The organism is Pseudomonas sp. PS02290 (assembly GCF_029960075.1).
Lineage (GTDB): Bacteria > Pseudomonadota > Gammaproteobacteria > Pseudomonadales > Pseudomonadaceae > Aquipseudomonas.
Map to the genome: position 1 here is coordinate 54177 of NZ_JASCOY010000003.1, position 24334 is coordinate 78510.

General features: G+C 61.2%; 18 protein-coding genes. 5 read left to right on the forward strand and 13 right to left on the reverse strand.

Going from position 1 to position 24334, the window contains the following annotated elements:
* Nucleotides 1-55: 55 nt before the first annotated feature.
* The 3 genes from QMX88_RS02735 to QMX88_RS02745 are packed head-to-tail and all read right to left on the reverse strand — an operon-like array spanning nucleotide 56 to nucleotide 5817.
* Entirely contained in the window at nucleotides 56-1522 is a 1467-nt protein-coding gene (locus QMX88_RS02735; protein WP_282366050.1) for an AdeC/AdeK/OprM family multidrug efflux complex outer membrane factor, read from the reverse strand.
* Complete coding sequence (locus QMX88_RS02740; RefSeq protein WP_192171689.1) at nucleotides 1519-4653, reverse strand: efflux RND transporter permease subunit; 3135 nt, start codon at nucleotides 4651-4653, stop codon at nucleotides 1519-1521. Before QMX88_RS02740 ends, QMX88_RS02735 begins: the two co-directional genes overlap by 4 nt.
* A gap of 3 nt (nucleotides 4654-4656) precedes the next feature.
* A complete protein-coding gene (locus QMX88_RS02745) occupies nucleotides 4657-5817 on the reverse strand; it encodes an efflux RND transporter periplasmic adaptor subunit (protein WP_282366052.1) in 1161 nt (386 codons plus the stop codon).
* Between the two features lie 256 nt (nucleotides 5818-6073).
* Here QMX88_RS02745 and QMX88_RS02750 point away from each other — a divergent pair, with 256 nt between their 5' ends.
* Together QMX88_RS02750 and QMX88_RS02755 are read left to right on the forward strand one after the other, a co-directional pair.
* A complete protein-coding gene (locus QMX88_RS02750; protein ID WP_192171687.1) occupies nucleotides 6074-6718 on the forward strand; it encodes a TetR family transcriptional regulator in 645 nt (214 codons plus the stop codon).
* A gap of 228 nt (nucleotides 6719-6946) precedes the next feature.
* Complete coding sequence (locus QMX88_RS02755) at nucleotides 6947-7768, forward strand: cache domain-containing protein (RefSeq protein ID WP_282366058.1); 822 nt, start codon at nucleotides 6947-6949, stop codon at nucleotides 7766-7768.
* An 18-nt stretch (nucleotides 7769-7786) separates the two neighbouring features.
* Here QMX88_RS02755 and QMX88_RS02760 read toward each other — a convergent pair whose 3' ends face one another.
* Nucleotides 7787-9292 carry an MDR family MFS transporter gene (locus QMX88_RS02760; protein ID WP_282366060.1) on the reverse strand — a complete coding sequence of 502 codons (1506 nt, stop codon included), beginning with the start codon at nucleotides 9290-9292 and terminating at the stop codon, nucleotides 7787-7789.
* Nucleotides 9293-9752: 460 nt separating this feature from the next.
* Nucleotides 9753-10640: a LysR substrate-binding domain-containing protein gene (locus tag QMX88_RS02765; RefSeq protein ID WP_282366062.1), complete on the reverse strand. Its 888-nt coding sequence runs from the start codon at nucleotides 10638-10640 to the stop codon at nucleotides 9753-9755.
* A 147-nt stretch (nucleotides 10641-10787) separates the two neighbouring features.
* On the opposite strand from QMX88_RS02765, the gene QMX88_RS02770 reads away from it, so the two are divergent.
* A complete protein-coding gene (locus tag QMX88_RS02770; protein ID WP_282366064.1) occupies nucleotides 10788-12416 on the forward strand; it encodes a 5-guanidino-2-oxopentanoate decarboxylase in 1629 nt (542 codons plus the stop codon).
* 26 nt (nucleotides 12417-12442) lie between these two features.
* On the opposite strand, the gene QMX88_RS02775 is transcribed toward QMX88_RS02770, so the two are convergent.
* Complete coding sequence (locus QMX88_RS02775; protein WP_442969426.1) at nucleotides 12443-13396, reverse strand: AraC family transcriptional regulator; 954 nt, start codon at nucleotides 13394-13396, stop codon at nucleotides 12443-12445.
* A gap of 370 nt (nucleotides 13397-13766) precedes the next feature.
* Here QMX88_RS02775 and QMX88_RS02780 point away from each other — a divergent pair, with 370 nt between their 5' ends.
* Complete coding sequence (locus QMX88_RS02780) at nucleotides 13767-14120, forward strand: antibiotic biosynthesis monooxygenase family protein (protein ID WP_282366066.1); 354 nt, start codon at nucleotides 13767-13769, stop codon at nucleotides 14118-14120.
* A gap of 117 nt (nucleotides 14121-14237) precedes the next feature.
* The gene (locus QMX88_RS02785) at nucleotides 14238-14477 is read left to right on the forward strand and encodes a hypothetical protein (RefSeq protein ID WP_192171680.1); all 240 of its coding nucleotides are present in this window, start codon (nucleotides 14238-14240) and stop codon (nucleotides 14475-14477) included.
* On the opposite strand, the gene QMX88_RS02790 is transcribed toward QMX88_RS02785, so the two are convergent.
* The 7 genes from QMX88_RS02790 to bglX form a co-directional block, all read right to left on the reverse strand.
* The gene (locus QMX88_RS02790; RefSeq protein WP_282366070.1) at nucleotides 14478-15101 is read right to left on the reverse strand and encodes a flavin reductase family protein; all 624 of its coding nucleotides are present in this window, start codon (nucleotides 15099-15101) and stop codon (nucleotides 14478-14480) included.
* A 211-nt stretch (nucleotides 15102-15312) separates the two neighbouring features.
* Nucleotides 15313-15636, reverse strand: coding sequence for a hypothetical protein (locus QMX88_RS02795; protein WP_282366074.1), 324 nt, complete (start codon nucleotides 15634-15636; stop codon nucleotides 15313-15315).
* Nucleotides 15637-16041: 405 nt separating this feature from the next.
* Complete coding sequence (locus QMX88_RS02800) at nucleotides 16042-16506, reverse strand: hypothetical protein (RefSeq protein ID WP_282366076.1); 465 nt, start codon at nucleotides 16504-16506, stop codon at nucleotides 16042-16044.
* Nucleotides 16507-16755: 249 nt separating this feature from the next.
* Entirely contained in the window at nucleotides 16756-18078 is a 1323-nt protein-coding gene (locus QMX88_RS02805) for an MFS transporter (RefSeq protein WP_192171676.1), read from the reverse strand.
* 671 nt (nucleotides 18079-18749) lie between these two features.
* Nucleotides 18750-20096: a sigma-54-dependent transcriptional regulator gene (locus QMX88_RS02810; protein ID WP_282366079.1), complete on the reverse strand. Its 1347-nt coding sequence runs from the start codon at nucleotides 20094-20096 to the stop codon at nucleotides 18750-18752.
* The gene (locus QMX88_RS02815) at nucleotides 20090-21853 is read right to left on the reverse strand and encodes a sensor histidine kinase (RefSeq protein ID WP_282366080.1); all 1764 of its coding nucleotides are present in this window, start codon (nucleotides 21851-21853) and stop codon (nucleotides 20090-20092) included. The genes QMX88_RS02810 and QMX88_RS02815 overlap by 7 nt, the downstream gene beginning before the upstream one ends.
* A 43-nt stretch (nucleotides 21854-21896) precedes the next feature.
* Nucleotides 21897-24194 (reverse strand): beta-glucosidase BglX, encoded by a 2298-nt coding sequence (gene bglX, locus QMX88_RS02820; protein ID WP_282366081.1) that lies wholly within the window; start codon nucleotides 24192-24194, stop codon nucleotides 21897-21899.
* Nucleotides 24195-24334 lie beyond the last annotated feature (140 nt).

The following is a 24334-nucleotide window of genomic DNA, read 5'->3' on the forward strand; positions in this document are numbered from 1 at the left end:
CTAGTGACAGCAAAAAAAAACCCACCAATCGGTGGGTTTTTTCATGCACGTTGTATCAGAACAAGCGGGTAGACGGCACATCGCCAGCGGTGGGCTGACGCTCGCCGGTCGGGGTCTGTTCGTACCAGCCGCCACCCAGCGCGCGGTACAGATTCACCTCGCTGTTTAGCTGCGACAGGCGGTCGGTGATCAACGACTGTTGCGCGGTGAACAACTGGCGCTGGGCGTCGAGGAAGGTCAGGTTGCTGTCGATCCCGATGCGATAACGACGCTCGGCCAGACGGTAGTAGTCCTGGTTGGCGTTGACGAAATCGGTCTGCGCCTTGAGCTGATCGGTGTAGGTCTTGCGTGCGGCCAGACCGTCGGAGACTTCCTGGAACGCCGTCTGAATCGCCTTCTCGTAGTTGGCGACGCCAATGTCTTTCTGGATCTTCGAGTAGTCGAGGCTTGCGCGCAGACTGCCCGCGTTGAAGATCGGCAGATTGATCGTCGGCTCGAACAGCCACGTCCCCGAGCCGCCTTTGAACAGACCGCTCAGATCGCCGCTTGCCGTACCGGCACTGGCCGTGAGGCTGATGCTCGGGAAGAACGCGGCACGTGCCGCGCCGATGTTGGCGTTGGCGGCTTTCAGGCTGTATTCGGCCTGAAGAATGTCCGGACGACGCTGCAGCAATTCCGACGGCAGACCCGCTGGCATTTCATTGAGCATGTCAGCGCTCAACGGTTTCGAGGCGGGCAGGTTGGCCGGCAGACTGGTGCCCAACAGCAGCACCAGATTGTTCTCGTCTTGGGCTACCAGCCGCTGATACTGGGCCAGCTTGACGCGGGCGCTCTCAACGGAAGTGCGCGACTGCGCCAGGTCCAGCGCCGAGGCCACACCCACTTCGCTGCTGCGAGAGGTCAGACGCAAGCTTTCTTCGAAGGCGCCCAACGTGTCCTGGGTCAGCTTCAACAGCTCTTTGTCCGCTTCCCAGGTCAGATAGGCGTTGGCGACGTTGGCGACCAGACTGATCTGCGTGCTGCGACGGCCTTCTTCACCGGCGAAGTAAGTCTGCAGCGCCTGCTCACTGAGGCTGCGCACCCGGCCGAACAGATCCAGTTCATAGGAGCTGATGCCCAGACCCACCGAATACTGACTGGTGATACCGGACTCGCCCGTTTGCGACAGGTCGCCCGGCACGCGCTGACGCGTACCGGTGCCCGATGCTGCCACGGCCGGGAACAGATCCGCACGTTGAATGCGGTACTGCGCGCGGTAAGCGTCGATGTTCAGCGCAGCAACGCGCAGGTCACGGTTGTTCTGCAGCGACGTCTGAATCAGTTGCTGCAGCGCCGGGTCATGGAAAAACTGACGCCAGCCTTGCTCGGCCGCCGCCTGATTCGCCGCCTGGGCCGGCGAATAGGCCGGACCTTGCGGGAACTGAGCCGGCACCGGTGCGGCGGGCTGCTTGTATTCGGGGATCAACGAGCAGCCGCCGAGAATGAACGCGGTGACCGCCAGCGAGATCAGGGACTTGCTCATTGGCCAGCCTCATCGTGTGGAGTGTGTTTCTGTTTGCCTTTGAACATCGAGGATATCGAAACGAAGAACAACGGTACCCAGAAGATCGCCAGAATAACTGCGGTGATCATACCGCCGATTACGCCTGTACCGATCGAATGCTGGCTACCGGCACCGGCGCCCGAGGAAATCGCCAGCGGGACCACACCGAGGATGAACGCCATGGACGTCATCACGATGGGCCGCAGACGCATCCGGCAGGCTTCGATGGTTGCATCGACGATGCCCTTGCCCTGCTCATGCAGCTCCTTGGCGAACTCGACGATCAGAATGGCGTTTTTCGCCGCCAGACCCACCGTCACCAAGAGACCTACCTGGAAGAACACGTCGTTGGAAAGGCCGCGCAGGCTCGTCGCGATCAGCGCACCGATAACTCCAAGCGGGATGACCAGCAACACCGCGATCGGAATCGACCAGCTTTCATACAGCGCCGCCAGACACAGGAACACGATCAGAATGGACAGTGCGTACAGCGCGGGCGCCTGAGAACCGGACAGCCGCTCTTCATAGGACAGACCCGTCCAGGAAAGACCAACACCCGCCGGCAACTTCTTCGCCAGTTGCTCGACCTCGGCCATCGCCTCACCGGTGCTGTAACCCGGCGCCGGAGTACCCAGCACTTCTTCTGCCGGTACACCGTTGTAACGCGAGAGTTTCGGCGAGCCGAACACCCACTCGCCGGTGGCGAACGAGGCAAACGGCACCATCTCGCCAGCGGTGTTGCGCACGTACCACTTCTTCAAGTCTTCCGGCTTCATCCGCGCACTGGCATCGCCCTGCACGTACACCTTCTTGACCCGACCGCGGTCGATGAAGTCGTTGACGTAGTTGCCACCCATGGCGATGGACAGCGTGGTGTTGATGTCCGACAGGCTCAGGCCCAGGGCCTGCGCACGCTCGTCATCGATAACCAGTTGGTATTGCGGCTCATCGTTAAGACCGTTCGGACGCACGCCTGCCAGAATCTTGCTCTGTGCCGCCATCCCCAACAGCTGGTTACGCGCTTCCATCAGCTTGGCGTGACCCACGCCGCCCTGATCCTGCAAGTACACGTCGAAACCGGTGGCGTTACCCAGTTCCAGTACCGCAGGCGGTACGACCGCAAAGGTCATTGCGTCGCGGAAGCCAAAGAAGTGCTGCTGCGCCCGTTTGGCCAGTTCGAAGACGCTGTTGGAGGCATCACGATCGCCCCACGGTTTCAGCATGATGAACGCCAGACCGGAGCTCTGACCGCGACCGGCAAAGTTGAAGCCGTTAACGGTGAACACCGAGTTGACCGCGCCGGATTCCTCTTCCAGCAGGTACTTGCGCATGTTGTCGATGACGGTCTGCGTACGTTCCGCCGAGGAGCCCGGTGGTGTCTGCACCTGGGCAAAAATGACGCCCTGGTCTTCTTCCGGCAGGAACGCGCTCGGAATGCGGGTGAACATCCAGATGGTGCCGCAGACGATCAGCGCGTAAACGATGAAGGCCGGAATCTTGTGCTTGAGCATGTTGCCGACGCCGCGCTCATAGCTGACTACGCTGCGGTCGAAGGTGCGGTTGAACCAGCCAAAGAATCCACGTTTCGGCTGCCCGTGCTTCTCGTGATCGATTGGCTTGAGCAGGGTGGAGCACAGCGCCGGGGTGAAGATCAGCGCGACCAGGACCGAAAGTGCCATCGCCGACACGATGGTGATCGAGAACTGCCGGTAGATCACACCCGTGGAGCCGCCGAAGAACGCCATTGGCAACAGAACCGCACACAATACGAGTGCGATACCGACCAGCGCGCCCTGGATCTGCTCCATGGATTTGATCGTGGCGTCCCGCGGCGAAAGTTTGTCCTCCGCCATCACCCGCTCGACGTTTTCCACCACAACGATGGCATCGTCCACCAGCAGGCCGATGGCAAGGATCACCCCGAACATGGTCAGCGTGTTGATGGTGAAACCGGCTGCGGCGAGGATCCCGAACGTACCGAGCAATACCACCGGCACGGTCATCGTGGTGATGATGGTGGCGCGGAAGTTCTGCAGGAACAGGTACATCACCAGGAACACCAGGATGATCGCTTCACCCAGGGTGTGAACCACACCGGTGATGGATTCCTGAACCACTGGCGTGGTGTCGTACGGGTAAACCACTTTCATGCCAGGCGGAAAGAACGGCTCCAGCTGCGAAATGGTGGCGCGAATCGCCTTGGCGGTGTCCAGCGCGTTGGCGCCGGTCGCCAGCTTGATCGCCAGACCGGAAGCCGGCTTGCCGTTGAACTGCGCGTCAATGCTGTAGTTCTCGCCACCCAGACCGACTTTGCCGACGTCTTTCAGGCGAACCTGCGAACCATCCTGATTGACCTTAAGCAGAATGTTGCCGAACTGCTCGGCGGTCTGCAGACGGGTTTTACCGATGATCGTGGCATTCAGCTGCTGACCCTTGAGCGCAGGCAGACCGCCGATCTGGCCGGAAGACACCTGAACGTTCTGGGCAGTGATGGCCGTCTTGACGTCTACCGGGGTCAGCTGAAAGTTGTTCAGCTTGGCCGGATCGAGCCAGATACGCATGGCGTACTGGGCACCGAAGACCTGGAAGTCACCCACACCGGAGGTACGGGAGATCGGGTCCTGCATGTTCGAGACGATGTAGTTGGACAAGTCCTCCTTGCCCATGCTGCCGTCTTCGGACACCAGACCGACGACCATCAGGAAGTTTTTCACCGCCTTGGTGACGCGGATACCCTGTTGCTGCACTTCTTGCGGCAGCAGCGGGGTGGCCAGGTTGAGCTTGTTCTGCACCTGAACCTGAGCGATGTCCGGGTTGGTACCCTGGTTGAACGTCGCGGTGATGGTCATGCTGCCGTCGGAGTTACTTTCCGACGACACATACCGCAGGTTGTCGATGCCGTTGAGCTGCTGCTCGATCACCTGAACCACGGTGTCCTGCACGGTTTGCGCGTTGGCGCCCGGGTAGGTCACGGCGATCGCGATGGCCGGCGGCGCAATGGCCGGGTATTGGTTGATCGGTAGCTTGAGGATCGAAAGCGTCCCCACCAGCATGATCACGAGGGCAATTACCCACGCGAAAATCGGCCGGTCGATAAAAAATTTCGACATGAATTACTCCCCTTTGCTGCCTGCGGCTTTATCAGTTGCCGGGGCAGGGGCCGGGTTAGCTGCATTGACGTTGGTGGCTTCGGCCACTTTCACTTCAGCACCTGGCTTGACGTATTGCAGCCCTTCGGTAATCACGCGATCACCTGCGTTCAGGCCCTTCTCAACCAGCCAGTCGCTGCCGATGGTGCGGTTGGCAACCAGCGTGCGGGACTCGACCTTGTTATCGGCGTTCACCACCAGTGCGGTCGGTGTGCCTTTCAGGTCACGGGTGATGCCTTGCTGTGGAACCAGAATCGCGTTCTCGGCCACGCCCGATTGCAGCCGTGCATGCACAAACATGCCTGGCAGCAGCGTGTGGTCCGGGTTCTGGAACACGGCGCGCAGGGTCACGGAACCGGTGGTCTGGTCGACCGACACTTCGGAGAACTCAAGCTTGCCTTCGATCGGGTAGAGACTGCCGTCTTCGAGTACCAGCTTGACCTTGGCGGTGTTGTCGCCGGCTTTCTGCAGCCTGCCGCTTTCCAGATCGCGACGCAGCTTGAGCATTTCGGCCGAGGACTGGATCACGTCGACGTAGATCGGGTCGAGCTGCTGAATGGTGGCCATCGCATCGGCCTGACCGTTGCTGACCAGCGCGCCTTCTGTCACCAGCGAGCGGCCAATACGGCCGGAGATCGGCGCGTAGACCTTGGTGTAGCGCAGGTTGATCTCTGCGGTCTGCACCGCCGCCTTCGCTTCGCGAGCCGAACCCACCGCCGTGTCGTATTCCTGACGGCTGACGGCTTGCTCGTTGATCAGCTGCTTATAGCGGCCAGCGAGGGAGTTTGAGGATTCGTAGGTGGCTTTGGCGCTGTCCAGGGTGGCCTGGTAAATCGCCGGGTCGATCTGGTAGAGCTGCTGACCGGCTTTGACGTCTGCACCTTCGGTGAACAGGCGTTTGAGGATGATGCCGTTCACCTGAGGACGCACTTCGGCGATACGGAACGCGGTGGTCCGGCCGGGAAGTTCAGACGTCAGGGTGTAGGCCTGGGTTTTCAGAGTGACGACGCCGACCTGAGGGGGCGGTGGTGCTGCGGCCGCTTCTTCCTTCTTGCTGCATCCGGAGAGCAGCGATGCCAGGGCGACGGCAGTGACCAGTACGGTAACAGCTGGCTTGAATTGCATGAAGATCCTCGGGTCAGGAGCCTGAACTCATGGAAAGTGGAAAGGGGGCAGGAAAAGTATTCCAGCTAGATAAGTAGGATGCTAATGAATATACTTACATTCACGGTTGTTTGTAAACACCCGCGAGTGCGACACTCCAACGCACCGAGGGCATCGATTGTAGGTCCGGGACAAGGCATCACAAAGGCCGCCCGACGTGCTGTGCAGGCCACTCGACCAGAGCGCCTGAGGCATTTTCATTGAGGTTTTTACTGCCATGGTTCGACGCACGAAAGAAGAGGCTCAGGAAACGCGCAAGCAGATCCTCGAAGCTGCCGAGCAGGCTTTCTACGATCGAGGGGTCTCCCGCACGACGCTCGCCGACATCGCGGCCCTGGCTGGCGTGACCCGCGGCGCGATCTATTGGCATTTCAGCAATAAGGCCGATCTGGTCCAGGCCATGCTCGACAGTCTGCACGAGCCCCTCGAAGAAATGGCGAGGGCGAGCGAAAGCGAAGATGAAATTGATCCGCTGGGGTGGACGCGCAAGCTTCTCACTCATTTGTTTCAACAAATTGCCAGCGACCCTAAAACCCGCCGCATCAATGAAATTCTGTTTCATAAATTCGAATTTACCGACGAAATGTGTGACATGCGGCAACAGCGTCAGTTTGTCTGGCTTGACGCCAACGAGCGAATTGCGCTGGCGCTGGGTAATGCTTCTCGACAAGGCCAGCTCCCCGCTGACCTGAATCCCCAACGCGCCGCGATCTGCCTGCATGCCTATGTGCACGGCATCATCGGCCAGTGGCTGCTGGTGCCCGAGAGCTTTTCGCTGCAGGACGATGCGGAGCGACTGGTCGACGGCATCCTCGACATGCTCCGCTTCAGCCCGGCGTTACGCGATATTTCGTCGAACTAAATGGCGTTTGGCCTCTATCTATACCGCGCCTGACCTTCGCTGAACAGGCGGTTTACCTTCGCTTTACTCAGCGCGCCCGGTGATTCGGCGACCATTCAGTCTCTGATACCCATTGAAGTGCCGAATGCTGCCCTATTGCAATCCCCCGTCTACGCTTGCCCCATAACCAATAAGAGTGGGGGCGGAGCGATGGCAGTCGTGTCAAAAAACGTGTGCAGAAAACTCCTGATGGGTGTGCTCGCCGCCCTGTGCATGGGGCAAGGCTGGGCCGCTGGGGATGAAGCGCAAGAAGCAGCAGCGGCCAAGGCGCTGCTGGAAAAAGCCGTGGCCCGTTACCGCGTTCAGGGGGATAAGGCGCTGGCCGAGTTCAGCCGCCAGGGCGAGTTCGTCGATGGCGAGCGCTATGTCTTTGTCACCGACACCAAAGGAATCATGCTGGCGAGCGGGGGACCCTCGGTGGCATTGATCGGCCGCGACGTATCGTCGGTGCTCGATCCGGAGCTGCAAAAAAACTTCAAGCAGGTGCTGCAGACGCCGGAAAGCGCCGGCGTTCAGCAGGCCGAATATCGCTGGCAAAACTGGCGCGACGGTAAGGTCGAGCGCAAGCGAGTGTATTTCCAACGCATCGGCGATCGGGTTTTGGCGGTCGGTTATTACTTGCCCCGCGCTTCGCCTGAGCAGGCGAGGGCGTTGCTCGACAAGGCGTCCAAAGCGCTGGAACAGGACAAGGACGGCACACTCCGTGCGATCAACGACCTAAAGGGCGGATTTCTGCAGGACGATCTGTACGTCTTCGTGGTGAACATCGATACCAAACGCTATGTGGCCCACGGCACCAACTTGCGGCTGGTGAATACCGACTTCAGCAAGGTCAGGGATCCGGAAGGCAAGCCGGTCGGCATTCCGATGCTCGAGCTGGTCAAGCAGCAGCCCGACGGTGAATACGAATACCGCTGGCGCAATCCGGTCACCAGCAAGATCGAACACAAGCACGCCTACGCGCGCAAGGTCGGTGAGTTCATGGTGGCGGTGGGTTACTACAGCGGCTGATCACCCTGACCGGTTCGGTTACCGGTCCTTGTCGTCCCGCCCGCGCAGCAGGTTATTGGGCATCGCCAGCGCGGCGGACAGTCCCAGCAGCGACACCGCTGCGCTGCCCATCAACAGGTGCTGAAAGGTCATCGACAGCTGCCCGCGCAGCAGTTCAAGGGCCGGGCCGCTGGCGGCGTGCAGGCTGTCCATCAGCAAATTGCCAGAGCCTTCACCCGCAATTGAACTGCCGCCGACCTGGGCAATGCCGGAGCCGGCAAGCATCGCCAGCAGCAGCGCCGACATCGTTGCCACGCCGACTGCGCCGCCTAGGGAGCGAAACAGGTTGGTCGTGCTGGTCGCCACGCCCATATCTTTGACGTCTACCGAGTTCTGCGTGCCCACCAGCGAGGTCGGAAACTGCATGCCGCTGGCGATGCCGGTGAGGACCATGAACAAGCTCGTCAGAAGGGCCGACTGCGGCGGCGTGAAGGCAATGCCGAGGATTGCCAGCGGCATTAGTGCCGCGCCGGTGAGAATGATCGGTTTGTAGCGGCCCGTCAGCGAGGTGCGTCGGCCGCCGAAGTAAGCGCCCAGGGGCATGCCGATAGCCAGCGGCATCAGGTGCAACGCCGCGCTGTCGGCCCCTGCGCCCGTGACGGTCTGAAAGCGCAGCGGCAGCAGCACGATCAGCGAGATGGCCTGAAAGCTGGTGAAGAAAATCGTGCACCAGCAGAGCACCGCGCTGCGATTGGCGAACAGGTGCATGGGCAGCAGAGGTTCGCGGGTGCGCCGTTCATACAGCACAAAAATCACCAGCGCGAGCAGCGCCACCGACAATTGCATGACCACTGACTGGTCACGCCAACTGTGGCCCTGACCGATTTCGGTGATGCCCAGCAACAAGGCTGTGAGGCCGGCGATCATCAGCACCGTGCCCAGGTAGTCAATCACCGGTTTGCGCTGGGGAATCGGCAGGCCGACCAGCGTCTTGCGCGCCACCCACCAGGCCGCCAGCCCCAGCGGCAGATTGATAATGAACACCCAGCGCCACGACAGGTACTCGGTCATGAAGCCGCCGAGCACCGGGCCCGCCACGCTGGCCGCTGCGTACATCCCGCTGAAGTAACCCTGATAGCGGCCACGCTCTCGGGGAGGGACGATGTCGCCGATGATCGCCTGGCTCACGGAGACCATGCCCCCGGCGCCGATGCCCTGCAGCACACGCGCCAGCACCAGTTGTTCCATGCTCTGGGCCATGGCGCAGAACAGCGAGGCGAGGGTAAAAGTCGCCAGCCCGAACAGCATCAAGCGGCGCCGGCCATACAAATCCCCCAGCTTGCCGTAAATCGGCACGGCCACGGTGAGCGCAACCATGTAGGCGGAGATCACCCAGGCAAGCAGGTCGAAATCCTGGAATTGGGCGGAGATGGCCGGCATCGAGACCGCGACGATGGTCTGATCCAGTGCACTGAGAAACACGGCCATCATCAGCGCTAACAGAATGCTGCGGATGTCCGGACGGGGTTGACTAAGACTCGTCACAGAAGGGACTCGACTGACAGATTAACCTGCTGAACACCCGCAGGAATTTGTGCCAAGTCTAGTCCGTTAGCTTGCTAATCGATAGCAGGCTGTGGGGATTTTCGCAGTACGTTGACCCGCATTACGCGGACCGGCCTTTGCCGTCAACGAAGGGCGCTGAACGTTGCATCAGTGGGCATGCAATGTCCCATTGTGCAGACCACCGCCATGCGGGGCGTCTGCCGCATTTGTTCGATTCGGTAGGCACCTGCGCCGTACAGGCTCAATACAGCGGCAACGGCGACAACATAAACGCACTGTCTTTTTATTGTGGTTCTCATGACATTTGCCTCGATCCGGTAGGACAACTGTTTCAGAGCGGACACTCTGAGTGTAGGTCGCTATTGGAGAGTGGGTCGGGCGATGGGGATTGAATGTTTGTATCAGCCGGGCCGTTGGGGAAGAGCCGGCATTGCGCCCCTCAACCGGTGCGCCGTTCAGCCGCCTGCAGCCACAGCCATTCCAGCAGGTTCTGAAGCGGAGAAGGCGCCTCGGCGCGCTTGGGATGCACGAAATAATACGCCGCGCCGCTCCGGACTTTCAGCTCGAACGGCATGACCAGGCGCCCCGCGCTCAGGTCTTCACCGATCAGCGACCAGTCGCCGATGGCAACGCCCGACCCTTGTGATGCGACGGTCATCGCCAGGTCCATCGTGTCGAAGTGCTGGCCGTGCTCGACATTGCTCAGCTTGGCCCCGGCGGCCTTCAGCCACAGCGTCCAGTCACGCTCATCGAGGGTGGGGTGCAGGAGCATGTGCTGTTCCAGATCGGCGAGACGGAAGAGGGGATTGCTCGCCAGCAGCGACGCTGAGCACACGGGTGTCAGTTGTTCGTCGAAGAGGTGCCGTACGTAAGTGGAATCACCCGGATGGACGCCGAACACAACGGCGGCGTCGAACTCTTCCCGCCGAAAATCCACCGTGTGGGCGCTGGTCGTGGTCAGTTGCACCGGCACGTCAGGCCGCTCTTTCTGCCACTGCATCAGGCGCGGCAACAACCAGCGGCTGATGCAGGTGGGCGCCTTGATCCGCAGCGCCTTTGGCTTGGCACCGACCTGATCCACCGCTTCTTCGATCAGGCTGAACACCTGTTCCATGCGCGGCAGCAGTTCGCGGCCCTGGGCGGTCAGGCTCAAGCCTCGGGCCTCGCGATAGAACAGACGATAGCCCAGATGCATTTCCAGCCCGGAGATCTGACGGCTGACGGCACCCTGAGTGATATGCAGCACCTCCGCGGCCCGGGTGAAATTGCAGCACTTCGCCGTGATCAGGAACGTGTGCAAAGCGGGCAGGGGCGGGAGGCGTTTCATCGGGGGGACGAGCCATGAGCTGAGGACATGGCTAAGCATGACATTTTTTGCGTTGTGGTCGATACGGCCCTGCAGCTTCAATGGTCGCCTATCGAGCCTGGCAAATTGCGGGTGGCGTTGGGAAATGCATACGAAAGGGGCAGACACATGGCGACGTGCGGGGAAGTGCTGGTCAGGTTGCTCGAAGGCTACGGGGTGGAGCGGGTGTTCGGGATTCCGGGCGTGCACACGGTCGAGCTTTACCGAGGGCTGGCGGGTTCGTCGATTATCCACATCACCCCGCGCCATGAGCAGGGCGCAGGCTTCATGGCCGATGGTTACGCGCGCACGCGAGGCAAGCCGGGTGTGTGCTTCATCATCACCGGCCCCGGCATGACCAACATCACCACGGCGATGGGCCAGGCCTATGGGGACTCGATCCCGATGCTGGTGATTTCCAGCGTGCAGTCGCGCAGTCAGTTGGGCGGCGGTCGCGGTAAGCTGCATGAGCTGCCGTCCCAGAGTGCGCTGGTCGCGGGTGTCGCGGCGTTTTCTCATACGCTGATGTCAGCGGCCGAGCTGCCGTCGGTGCTGGCCCGGGCGTTCGCGGTGTTCCAAACGGCGCGGCCGCGTCCGGTGCACATCGAAATCCCGCTGGACGTGCTGGTGGAAAATGCCGATGCCCTGCACAGCCCACCGGTATCGGTGAGTCGCGCAGGGCCGGCGCCTGCGGCGATCCGGCAAATGGCGAATCTGCTTGCCACCGCCCAACGGCCGTTGATTCTGGCGGGAGGCGGCGCCATTCACGCCGCCCCGTCGTTGACGCGTCTGGCCGAACGGCTCGGCGCGCCGGTCGCGCTGACCATCAACGCCAAAGGCATGCTGCCGAGCGCTCACCCGCTGCTGATCGGCTCGACGCAATCCCTCGATGCCACCCGTGAGGTCATTGAAAGTGCCGACGTGGTGCTGGCCATCGGCACTGAACTGGCCGAGACCGACTACGACATCACCTTCCAGGGCCACTTCAAGATTCCAGGCGCGTTACTGCGCATCGACATCGACCCCGATCAGACTGTGCGTCATTTCGCGCCGACGGTCGCGTTGGTGTCTGACGCTCAATACGCCGCCGAGGCCTTGGTCGATGCGCTGGCGAGCGAAGTGCTGATGCCACGCCGCGAGGAGTGGGGCACCGCGCGGGTTGCCGCGCTGAAGGCAAGTCTTGAGGCGGGCTGGGACGATGCGACCCGTGGGCAGACGCTGTTTTTGCAGACGGTGCTCGACGTGCTGCCGGAAGCCGTGATCGTGGGCGACTCGACCCAGCCGGTCTACACGGGCAACCTGACCCTGGACCTCGACAAGCCCCGTCGCTGGTTCAATTCATCAACCGGTTACGGAACCCTTGGCTACGCATTGCCCGCTGCAGTGGGCGCGTGGCTGGGCCGCCGCGACGCCGGAGAATCCAACCCGGTGGTGTGCCTGATTGGCGACGGCGGTCTGCAATTCACCCTGTCCGAGCTGGCGAGTGCGGTGGAAGCGCGAACCCCCATCGTCGTGCTGCTGTGGAATAACCAGGGCTACGAAGAGATCAAGAAGTACATGGTCAACCGCGCCATCGAGCCCATCGGCGTCGACATTTTCACGCCTGATTTTGTCGGTGTTGCCAAAGCCCTGGGATGCGCCGCGGAGGCGGTCGGCAGTGTTGAGCAACTGAAGGCGGCACTGAGCTCAGCCAGTCAGCGTGACGGCCCGACGTTGATCGAGATCGATCAGGAGCGCTGGATGAGCAGCCTCGACTGACGGTTTACGTAACTGACCGGCGCGCTTCAAACCGTACTGCGCAGCCGCGCCAGGTCGCGTAACGGTGGCGCACCGAACAGGCGACTGTATTCGCGGCTGAACTGCGAAGCGCTTTCGTAGCCGACCCGGTAACCGGCGGCCGACGCTTCGAGGCCGTCCGCCAGCATCAAGCGCCGGGCCTCCTGCAGACGCAGTTGCTTCTGGTATTGCAGCGGGCTCATGGCGGTGACGGACTTGAAACGGTGGTGCAGCGTCGAAACGCTCAGGTTTACCTCCTTCGCCAGATCCTCAATCCTCAGCGGCTCCTGGAAATGGTCGTTGAGCCACTTGATCGCCTGGGTGACGCGATGGGTCTGGCAGTTGGAGATGGCGATTTCATACAGCCGGTGCCCTTCGCTCCCACGCAGAAGCCGGTAAAGGATCTCCCGATTGATCAGCGGCGCGAGCATGGGAATGTCTTTCGGCGTGTCCAGCAGGCGGATCAGCCGGATGACGGCATCGAGCAGCTGTGAATCGATCCGCTCGACGTACATGCCGCGGCCGCTGTGACGCGTCGGTACGCTCATCGGGCCGGCCTCGGCGATCAATGCGTTGATTTCCACCGGATCGATTTCCAGGCGCAGGGCCAGATGCGGCTCTTCCGGCGTCGCGTAAATCACCTTGCCGCTGATAGGCAGCGCCACCGACAGCACCAGGTAATTGAGCGGGTCGTATGTGTACAACTCGCCGCCCAGCGTCACGTCCTTGCGGCCTTGGGCCATGATGCACAGCGCCGGTTGCACCAGCCCCGGCACCGATTGCGACGGATGATCGTGGCGAACCATGAACAGCGGCTTGATCACCGTCTGGAAACTGCCATCGGCGGGCGCATGACGGCGGATCAGCTCCGCCAGTTCGGCGCGCTGTTGCGTCATCTGCGCGCTCAGCTCGGCAACAGGTCGAGCATCCGGAGCGGACGGCGCAAGAGCAGATAGCGACATGGGGAATTCCTCTGACAGAGCATTGATGCAGCACAGCTTATTTTTGGGCAAGCGCAAGCGTTAGGCGAATCCTGCCGGATGCTTGCCTGATTCTGTTACCGCTGTGTTGCGTTGCCATGAACGTGCCCTGTTCGCTTGGGATCGTTGCTCGAAAGTCCATGGGCATCACGCGGCGCAGCGGGGAGCCCCCGACGTAACGATGAACCTGTCAGCGCAGAATCAGGCAATAACCGGGCAGTAATTGGCTACCGCAGGGCGCGCGCCTGACCCTAACCTTCACTTCCCGTCGCGGCTCGTTTCATGGATTCCCGATCCCGGCGCGCGGCACGCACGCAAAACACACGCACGCAAAAAAGCAGGAGCGCAGAGCATGCTAAACACTTCAGTTGTGAGCCATTGGGTTTCCGTTCGCGCCCGTGCTGGACGCAGTGCCCAACTGGGTGCCCGTTTGAGCAGTCTGATCAGCCCGTCGGCCGCTGCTGCGGGTTGTCTGCACTTCGCGCTGCAGAAGTCTCTGACCGACGAAGACCTCTGGGTTATCACCGGTACGTGGGCCGATCCTTCCGCGATGAACGACTGGTTTGCCGCGCCTGAACTGAACCTTTTTTCCGAGCTGCTGACCGAAATGCTGGTGGCGAGCCTGGACTTTCAAACCTTCGCCACCGTGACGGCGTCTCAGGCACAGACGGCTCATGCCCCTGAGGGGGCTCGTCTGGCGGGCTAACAGGTTTCGGTGCTTTTGCTCGGGTGCAGGCGATGGGCCTGCGAAGAAAACCTTTCAGGTGTTCGAACGCCTGCGTTTAAAATCTCGCCTTCATTTTTCCAGGCAAGGCGTCGAACCATGGCACGCAAAGAATTCCAGCACCACGAAGCCGTCTCGGCCGCAGTCCCCGGTGACGACGGTTACAGTGCCGCAATCGCCGTCAAGGCCCGGGTCATGGGCGGTGCGCCGACCTTTCACCGCGTGCTCGCCGAACAGAAATTCCCTACCGCGCTCGCCGCTGACGACGCCGCCGTCAAAGAGCTGGAGCGGCTTGCCGACGTCACGCAAGAGGGCGAACTGGTGTTCGCCGAGGATTGATCAGACTTTCGGCCGGTACATTTTGAACAGCGACTCCGCGCTCAGCTGGAAATAGTCAGCCGGGCCGCCGCCGCGCAGGATGGGCTCGCCAGCTGCGGTGTCATACACACCTTCCTTCAGCAGCCGCTTGGCGATATGCACCGCTACCACTTCCCCCAGAATCAGCCAGCTCGGCACGACTTCCTTGTCAGCGCGTTGCAGCTGGATGATCTGCGTCACTTTGCATTCGAACGAAACCGGCGTCTCCTTGACCCTTGGCACCGAAACGATGCGCGACGGTTCTGCGGTCAACCCAGCCAGCTCGAACTCACTGACGTCCGCCGGCACTGCCGCGCAACTCATGTTCATCTGCTCGGCCAGGCTGCGCGTGGCGAGGTTCCAGACGAACTCCCCGGTCTGTTCGATATTGTTCAGGCTGTCTTTGCGACCGATGCTGCAGAACCCGATGATCGGCGGCACATAGTTGAAGGCGTTGAAGAAACTGTAGGGCGCCAGGTTCAGCTTGCCTTCGCCGTCCTGGGACGAGATCCAGCCGATCGGACGTGGGCCGACAATGGCGTTGAACGGGTCGTGGGGCAGTCCATGACCTTTGGACGGTTCGTAGAAATGAATATCGTCTGACATGGTGTGTTCCTGAATGAGGGTGTGCCGGCGAGGCGGCCAAGGTATGCGCATGTGCGGCATGCAGGCCGACATAGTGCAAGGCATTGGGTGAGGATTCCAGCAGCCTCCGAACCCCGGGCAAAAAAAAGCCCGACAAGCGTCGGGCTACAAAGGGAGTTCAGGAGGTGAAACATGAAGCGATAAACATGCAGCGGGATGATGCGGACACCGATTAGCTGGCGCGGTTGGCACCGACGCGATCAGCGCCATCAGAGGCCAGGCGGTTTGCACCGATGTGATCAGCGCCATCAGCGGCCTGGCGGTTGTTGCCTACGCGGTCAGCGCCGTCGGCGGCAAGACGGTTGGCGCCAACGTGGTCAGAACCATCGGAAGCCTGACGATAAGAACCGGTGTGCGACGCATTGGTGTGAGAAGAACCGCCTTCTGCTACGACAGTGCCATTAAATGCAGAGTGCTGTTCGGAAACAGGCAGAGCGAATGCGCTCGATGCCAGGATGGACAGACTAATACCAAAAATAATATTTGAAGTTTTCATGAGTGTTGCTCCAGTAAGTTCAATAATTAGTTAACTTGGGAATGGAGCCAATATTACGCGCGTACGGATTAAGTTGAAGTTAACGGTATTGGTAACGACCATCGCCAAAAATGATAGTGGGCTGGAGCGCCCGGTTTTAAAGCGTTGCAGAACTTTTTGCGCTGACATGGGGCAATTTTCGCTCGTGATGGCGAATTTGTCTGTTGACTTGGGTGTCATTTTTTTGCTAGCGCTGCGCCCGGGTAGGGGGGCGGCTGAGCATGAGCGTTAGCAGTATTGGAGTGAAAAGCTGCTGCGTTTCCGATGGATACCCGCCATGCGCCCAGTCAAACCAAGGGTTTCAGGTTTTAACGCAGAAAAATTAAGCCCGGCATTAAGCCGGGCTGAGAGAACGTCATGGATGTATTAGCTCAGACGATTTGCACCAACATGGTCCGAGCCATCAGCAGCGAGACGGTTGGCACCTACGTGGTCCGAGCCATCAGCGGCCTGGCGGTTTGCACCGACGCGGTCAGCGCCATCAGCAGCGAGACGGTTGGCACCTACGTGGTCCGAGCCATCAGCGGCCTGGCGATTTGCACCGACGCGGTCAGCACCATCAGCAGCGAGGCGGTTGGCACCTGCGTGGTCCGAGCCATCAGCGGCCTGGCGGTTTGCACCGACGCGGTCAGCACCATCAGCAGCGAGGCGGTTGGCACCTACGTGGTCAGAACCGTCAGCAGCGACGCGACCGATATTAGTGTGGGACGAGCCGTTTTCTGCAACGACCGCAGCATTTACCGCGTGGTGCGCATCAACGGCTGGAAGTGCAAAGGCGCTGCTTGCAAGAAGGGAGAAAGCGAGGCCGAAGATCAGTTTGTTAGTTTTCATGGTAGTTGCTCCAGATCGATTTAGTTAGTAGGTAACTCGGTATGGAGTGAACTTTACTCGCCTCAAAATTATTAATAAGTCAATCGCATTAGTAGCAATCATCGCTGAAATTGATACTGCAAAAAGCGATCGTTATTCATGCACTTAGCCACGCCTGCGAATGCAAAAGGGCAGCTCATGTGAGTGAGCTGCCCCTGATTTTGCCCTCTGGAAGCGGGTCGAAGCGGCTCGCCAGCCCCCCGTTTCAGGTCAGTCGGTTTCGATCCGCGAGTGCTTGCGGGTGTCCTTCATGAACACATACACCAGCAGCGACACCGCAATACAGGCCGTGACGTACCAGTAATAGCCGGTCTCCATGCCAATGCTCTTGAACCACAGCGCGATGTATTCGGCCGTACCGCCGAAGATCGACACCGTCAGTGCGTACGGCAGGCCGACGCCCAGGGCGCGGATCTCGGTCGGGAACAGTTCGGCCTTCACCACGGCGTTGATCGACGTATAGCCGCTGACGATGATCAGCGCGGCCATGATCAGGAAGAACGCGCCCCACCAGCTCTGGATGGTGTGCAGGGTGGTGAGGATCGGCACGGTACACAAGGTGCCCAGCACGCCGAAGGCAATCAGGATCGGGCGGCGGCCGACCTTGTCAGACAGCGCGCCGATCACCGGTTGCAACAGCATGAACAGGAACAGCGTCGCGGCAGAAATCGTCGTCGAGTCGGTGATGCTCATGCCGACCGTGTTCACCAGGTACTTCTGCATGTAGGTCGTATAGGTGTAGAACGCCAGCGTGCCGCCCATGGTCAGGCCGACGACGGTCATCAGCTCTTTCGGATGGCGCATCAATGTGCGCATCAGGCTTTCTTTGGGTTTGTCCTTCTTGCGGGTGAACGACTCGGTTTCTTCCATGCCGCGACGCAGGAACAGCGCCACCACCGCGCACAACGCGCCAATGGCAAACGGGATGCGCCAGCCCCACGTTTGCAGTTGTTCAGTGGTCAGCGTCTGCTGCAGCACGATGAGCACCGCCAGCGCGATGAGCTGGCCGGAGATCAGCGTCACGTACTGAAAGCTGGAGAAGAAGCCCCGGCGTTCTTTGGTCGCCATCTCGCTGAGATAGGTCGCCGAGGTGCCGTACTCGCCACCCACCGACAGGCCCTGCAGCAGGCGCGCGAACACCAGCATGATCGGGGCGCCGACGCCGATGGTTTCATAACCAGGGGTGAGAGCAATGATCAGCGAGCCGAAACACATCAACAGCACCGACGCCATCAGCGCGGCCTTGCGGCCTTTGCGGTCTGCGTAGAGGCCCATGAGCCAGCCGCCGATGGGGCGCATCAAGAAGCCCACGGCAAAAATCGCGGCCGTGTTGAGCAACTGGGCAGTGGTGTCGCCCTTGGGGAAGAAGACTTTGGCGAAGTAGAGGGAGAAGGCGGCGTAGACGTACCAGTCGTACCACTCGACCATGTTGCCGACCGAACCGCTGAAAATGGATTTCAGGCGACTTCCGGTGGTTTTCTCGGCGACTGGCGTGGCAGCCGCTCCGTGGGAGGCAGAATTGGGGATGGCCATGGGATTTCCTGCAGGTCATTGTTGTTAGAAGGAACGCATCGAGGCGTTCTGACGACAGTGATAGCAGGAGCTGTGCCAAAAGCTGAAAGGCCCGGAGTAGAAGGGTTGGCGTGGGGTGGATGAGCGGAAATCCGCTTGTTGCGTAAGATGCCTGAGCGAAAATCCGCTCATTGCCGCAATTCTCTTCCCGGCTGAAGCTGGTCCCACTGACGGACTGCGATCATCTAGTGGGACTGGCTTTAGCCGGGAAGGCGTCGGGTGTTACGCCGCGAAATCGAGGGTGCTCAAACGGGCCATTTCCCGGCTGAAGCCGGTCCCACTGACGGACTGCGATCACCTAGTGGGACCGGCTTTAGCCGGGAAGGCGTCGGGTGTCACGCCGCGAAATTGAGGGTGTTCACGCTGGCCTCTTCCCGGCTGAAGCCGGTCCTACTGACGGACTGCGATCATCTAGTGGGACCGGCTTTAGCCGGGAAGGCGTCGGGTGTCACGCCGCGAAATTGAGGGTGTCATGCTGGCTTCTTCCCGGCTGAAGCTGGTCCCACTGACACCCCGCGATCATCTAGTGGGACTGGCTTTAGCCGGGAAGGCGTCGGATGTTACGCCGCGAAATCGAGGGTGCTCAAACGGGCCATTTCCCGGCTGAAGCAGGTCCCACTGACACCCCGCGATCATCCTGTATGACTGTCTTCCGCTAGAAAGTCCTCGCGCACCAACCCGTGCCGCTGCATCTTTTCATTCAGGGTGCGGCGGGGAAGTTGCAGTTCGTGCATGACCGCCTTGATATCGCCCCGATGGCGTCGCAACGCCGAGCGAATGCAATGGGCTTCGAACGCTTCCTGCTGCGCCACCAGCGACTGACCCACCGGGATGCCCTCTGCCGCGGGACCGTCCAGCCCCAGCACCTGGCGCTCGGCCGCATTCGCCAGTTCGCGCACATTCCCCGGCCAGTCGTGGCTGAGCAGATGGCTCAGCTGTTCACTGCTCAGCACCGGCGCGCTGCGGCCGAGGCGCTCTGCCGCATTCCGCGAGAAATGGCTGAACAACATAGGGATGTCTTCTCGCCGTTCGCGCAGCGGTGGCAGTCGCAATTCGGCGATGTTCAGCCGATACGCCAGATCCTCGCGGAAACGCCCGGCCCTGGCTTCGTCCAGCAGATCGGGCTTGGTCGCGGCAATGATGCGCACATCAATATCGATGCTCTGGTTCGAACCCAGTCGTTCGATCCGCCGCTCCTGAATCACCCGCAGCAGCTTGACCTGCTGCGCCAGCGGCATGCTCTCGATCTCATCGAGAAACACCGTGCCGCCGTGGGCGTACTCCAGTTTGCCGATGCGCTTGCCCTGGGCGCCGGTGAACGCACCGCTTTCGTGGCCGAACAGCTCGGCTTCAAACAACTGCTCAGGGATCGCCGCGCAGTTGACCGCAACGAAAGGCTTGTCCGCTCGCGGGCCGAAGTCATGCAGGCAGCGCGCGACCATTTCCTTGCCGCTGCCGGTCTCGCCGCGAATCAGCACGTTAACCGGCAGTGGCGAGAGGTCCAGGACCTGCCGCCGCAATGTCTGCATCGTCGGCGACATGCCCAGCAGCGTTGCATCCAGACGCGAGCGGTTATCCGCCCGTTCATGCAAGGCACGGTTTTCCAGCACCAGCGCGCGTTTCTCCAGTGCCCGCCGCAAACTGCCGAGCAGGGTCTCTGGAGTGAACGGCTTCTCGAGAAAGTCATAGGCGCCGTCGCGCATGGCATCGACGGCCATCGGCACGTCGCCGTGGCCGGTCAGCAGGATCACTGGCAAGTCGCGATCCCGCCGCTGCAACTCGGCCAGCAACTGCAAACCATCCATGCCGGGCATGCGCACATCGCTGAGGATCACGCCGGGAAAGTGCTCGGGCAGCTGCGCCAGGCAATCCTCGGCGCGGCTGAACAGGCGCACCTCGAACCCGGACAGCGTGAGCCATTGCTCCACCGCTTGCCGAATGGGCGCCTCGTCATCCACCACGATTACCGAGTTCAGCATGGGGCGTCGGCCTCCGGGGCCTGGGTCAGACAGAAGAAAAACCGCGCGCCGTTGTTGACGTTTTCGGCGCTGAGCCGGCCGCCCAGTTCATGCACGATGGCGAACGACACCGCGAGCCCCAGGCCCAGGCCGTCGCCCACCGGTTTGGTGGTGAAGAACGGATCGAAGACGTTGGCCAGATGCTCTTCAGCAATTCCCCCACCACTGTCGATGACCGAAATGCACCAGTGCTCGCGTTGTGCATCGATGCGGATTTCCAGACGCTTGAGCGGTTTGTCGCCCATCGCGTCCAGGGCGTTGCGCATCAGGTTGATCAGCACCTGTTCCAGCCGAATCGCGTCGCCGCGCACCCAGGCCGGACGCGTCAGGTCGAGCACGCAGCTGACGCGCTCTTCACGAATTCGTGCGTCCAGCAACAGCAGCGCCTGATCGACCACGGTGGCCAGATCAAGGCGTTCGCGCAGGCCGCTGGGGCTTTTGCGGGCGAAGGTTTTCAGGTGGCCGGTGAGCGCGGCCATGCGGGTCAATTGCTGATCGAGCAGGCTCAACGCCTTGTACGCATCGTCAACACGGCCATGCTCCAGCAACAGACGCAGGGTCGCGAGTTGCATGCGCTGGGCCGTCAGCGGCTGGTTGATTTCGTGGGCGAGGGCGGCAGACATCTGGCCGAGAGCCGCCAGCTTGGTCGACTGCACCAGACCGTCCTGCGCCGTTTGCAGGTCCCGCGTCCGCTCCTCGACCAAGCGTTCAAGCTCTTCGCGACTGCGCTGGCGCATGCGGCCAAGGCGCCAGCGCTGATACAGAAATAGCCCGAGAAACACCAGCGTCAGCCAGATGCCTGCCGCCGCCAGTCCGGCATTGCGCACGTCTTCACTGGCGGCCTGCGGTCTGCGCAGGAGGTGCAAGGTCCAACCCTCGGTCGGCAGCGGCATTGACTGCCACAAGAAATCGGTCTGCTCGTTGGGGGCGTCGACGCGGCTGAGATGGCTGTTTTCGCCGAACGTACGCAGCAGCTCCTGATGCAAGGGCGTCAGCGGCTGCTTGTCGTACTGACGCGTGCTCGCCAGTTCGGCGCGGTCCTGCTCGGTCAGCGGCCGCAGGGCCCGATAGCGCCAGCCCGGTTGATTGGCGATGAAGACGATGCCCTTGGCGTCGCTGACCAGCAGCAGGTCATCGTTTTGCGCCCAGGTGTGTTCAAGGTCCGGAAACTCCAGCTTGACCACCATCGCCCCGATGAACTGCCCGGCTTCGTCGCGCACCGCGTTCGACAGGAAGTAACCCGGGATGCCGCTGGTCACGCCGACGGCATAAAAACGCCCGACACCGGTGGCGCGGGTTTGCGTGAAGTAGGGGCGGAAGCCGTAGTTGTGGCCCACGTAGCTGCTTGGCAGACTCCAGTTGCTGGCGCCGACGGCGAGGCCGTTGCGGTCCAGCAGTTCGAGGGTGGAGGACTGGGCAGCGCCGTTGATCTGCTCCAGTTTGAGATTGAGCGCCTGGGTGGTGTCGGCGCTGACCGGTCCGCTCAGCGCCGTCCGCAGTTGCGGATCAAGGGCCAGAACAGCCGGCAGAGCCCGGTAGCGCTCGATCAGGGTCTGCAGCGTGTTGGCGTAGAGCGCCAGCCGATCTTTAGAGCGGCCAGCGTCGTCTTCCAGGGCATGCCGATGAGCTTGATGCATCGCCCGCGTCGCCGCAATGACGGTACCGGCGAAGATCAGCAACACATAGAGCACAAGGCGGACGGAACGGGGCATGGGCATGACCTCCTTTCAGTGGCTGGCGCATTCGCCCCGGATTCCTGCCTTACAGCAAATTGAACGTCGTCTCTTTCACGTTCTCCGAATCCAGGCCGATCATCAGCTTGAACTCGCCCGCCTCGGCCGCGTACTTCAGCGACGGGTTGAAGAACTTCAGGTCTTCTTCGGTCAGGGTGAAGCTCACGGATTTCTCTTCCCCGGGGTTCAGCATGACTTTCTGGAAGTTCTTCAGCTCTTTGACCGGGCGGCTGATCGATGCGGCGACGTCGCGCAAGTACAGCTGAACCACGGTTTCACCGGCGACCTTGCCGGTGTTCTTGACCATGACGCTGGCAGTCAGCTTGTCCTTGCGGGTCATCTTGTTGATCGACAGGGTGATGTCCGACACGCTGAACTGCGTATAGCTCAAGCCATAACCGAACGGGAACAGCGGGCTGGTCGGCTCTTCGAAGTAGTTCGAGGTGTAGTTCGAGTCGTTCGGGCGGTACGGGCGACCGGTGTTCAGGTGGTTGTAGTACGCCGGGACCTGGCCCACGGAGCGTGGGAAGGTCATCGGCAGTTTGCCGGACGGGTTGTAGTCGCCGAACAGCACGTCAGCCAGGGCATTGCCGCCCTCGGTGCCGAGGAACCAGCTTTCCACCATGGCGTCGGCGAGTTCGTTTTCTTCACCCAGCGCCAGCGGCCGGCCATTCATCAGCACCAGCACCAGCGGTTTGCCTGTGGCCTTGAGCGCGCGGATCAGGTCCCGTTGACGGCCCGGTATTACCAGGTCGACACGGCTCGCCGCTTCATGGGACATGTTGCGCGACTCACCCACAACGGCAACCACCACGTCCGCCTGCTGCGCGGCCTTGACCGCTTCGTCGATCATTTCCTGCTCGGGACGCGGGTCGATGGCGATCTGGTCGTCCATCTTGTTCAGGTAGGTAATGGCGTGCTGGTTGTCGGTGATGTTGGAGCCCAGTGCATAAACCAGCTTGGCCTTGTCGCCGACCGCCGCCGCAATGCCGTCATAGGCGTTGACGGTCTGACGCGCCAGCCCGGCCGCTGACCAACTGCCCATCATGTCCATCGAGCTCTTGGCCAGCGGACCGATCACAGCGATGGTGCCTTGCTTCTTCAGCGGCAGGGTGTCGTTCTGGTTCTTCAGCAGCACGACGCTCTTTCGCGCAACGTCGCGGGCTTCGGCACGGTGCAGACGGTTTTCGGCGTTGCGATCGGCCGGGTCATCCACTGCCGCGCCGATGCGCAGGTACGGGTTGGCGAACAGGCCCATTTCCCACTTGGCGCCGAGCACTTCACGCACGGCGTTATCGACTTCTTTGACCGACACTTCGCCGCTCTTTACCAGATCCGGCAGTTCTTCGCCGTAGGCCTTGTCGTTCATGCTCAGGTCGACGCCGGCCTTGATCGCCAGCTTGGCGGCTTCGCGGAAGTCCTTGGCCACGCCGTGGTCGATCAGTTCCTTGATCGCGCCGTGGTCGCTGACGGTTACGCCCTTGAAGCCCCAATCCCTGCGCAAGACATCCTGCAGCAGCCAGGCGTTGGACGTGGAAGGCACGCCGTTGATGGAATTGAGCGCGATCATCACGCCGCCTGCGCCGGCATCAATCGATGCGCGATAGGGCGGCAGGTAGTCCTGCTGCATGCGCACCGGGCTCATGTCGACGGTGTTGTAGTCGCGACCGCCCTCGACCGCGCCATACAGGGCGAAGTGTTTGACCACCGCCATGATGCTGTTGGGCGCCTGCATGCTGGTGCCCTGAAACGCGCGGGTCATGGTGGCGGAGATACGCGACACCAGATAGGTATCCTCGCCGAAGCCTTCGGAGCTGCGGCCCCAGCGCGCGTCGCGGGTGATGTCGACCATCGGTGCAAAGGTCATGTCCACGCCGTCGGCGGCGGCTTCGATCGCTGACACGCGACCGGTGCGGGTGATGGCGTTCATGTCCCAGGTCGACGCGAGACCCAGGCTGATCGGGAATACGGTGCGCTGGCCGTGGACGACGTCGTAGGCGAAGAACATCGGGATCTTGTTGCGGCTGTGCCCGGCGGCGTCCTGCATGGCGCGGTTGTCCGGCAGCACGACGGAGTTGAACGTGCCGCCGATGCGGCCTGCGGTGATTTCCTTGAGAATTTCCGGCTTGGGCATCTCCGGGCCGATGCTGATCAGGCGCAGTTGGCCGATCTTCTCGTCGAGGGTCATTTGCTTCATCAGGTTGGCGATGAATGCATTCTTGGCTTGCAGCGTGGAGGGGGTGCCAACGCCAGTGGTGGCGTTTTCGGCCCAGGCGGACTGACTGACCAGGCCGATGACGAGACTCAGGAAACACAGCTTATTCATGAATGGTTTTCTCAAGGCGTTGCCGGCAACTCGCACGTAATACCGGTCAGCCGTTGTTATAGGTGTCGAACCTTTGGTTTTTATTGTCGTCAGGACGGCAACGCCGCTGAACTCCTGCCTCATATGAGCATCAGTAGCGC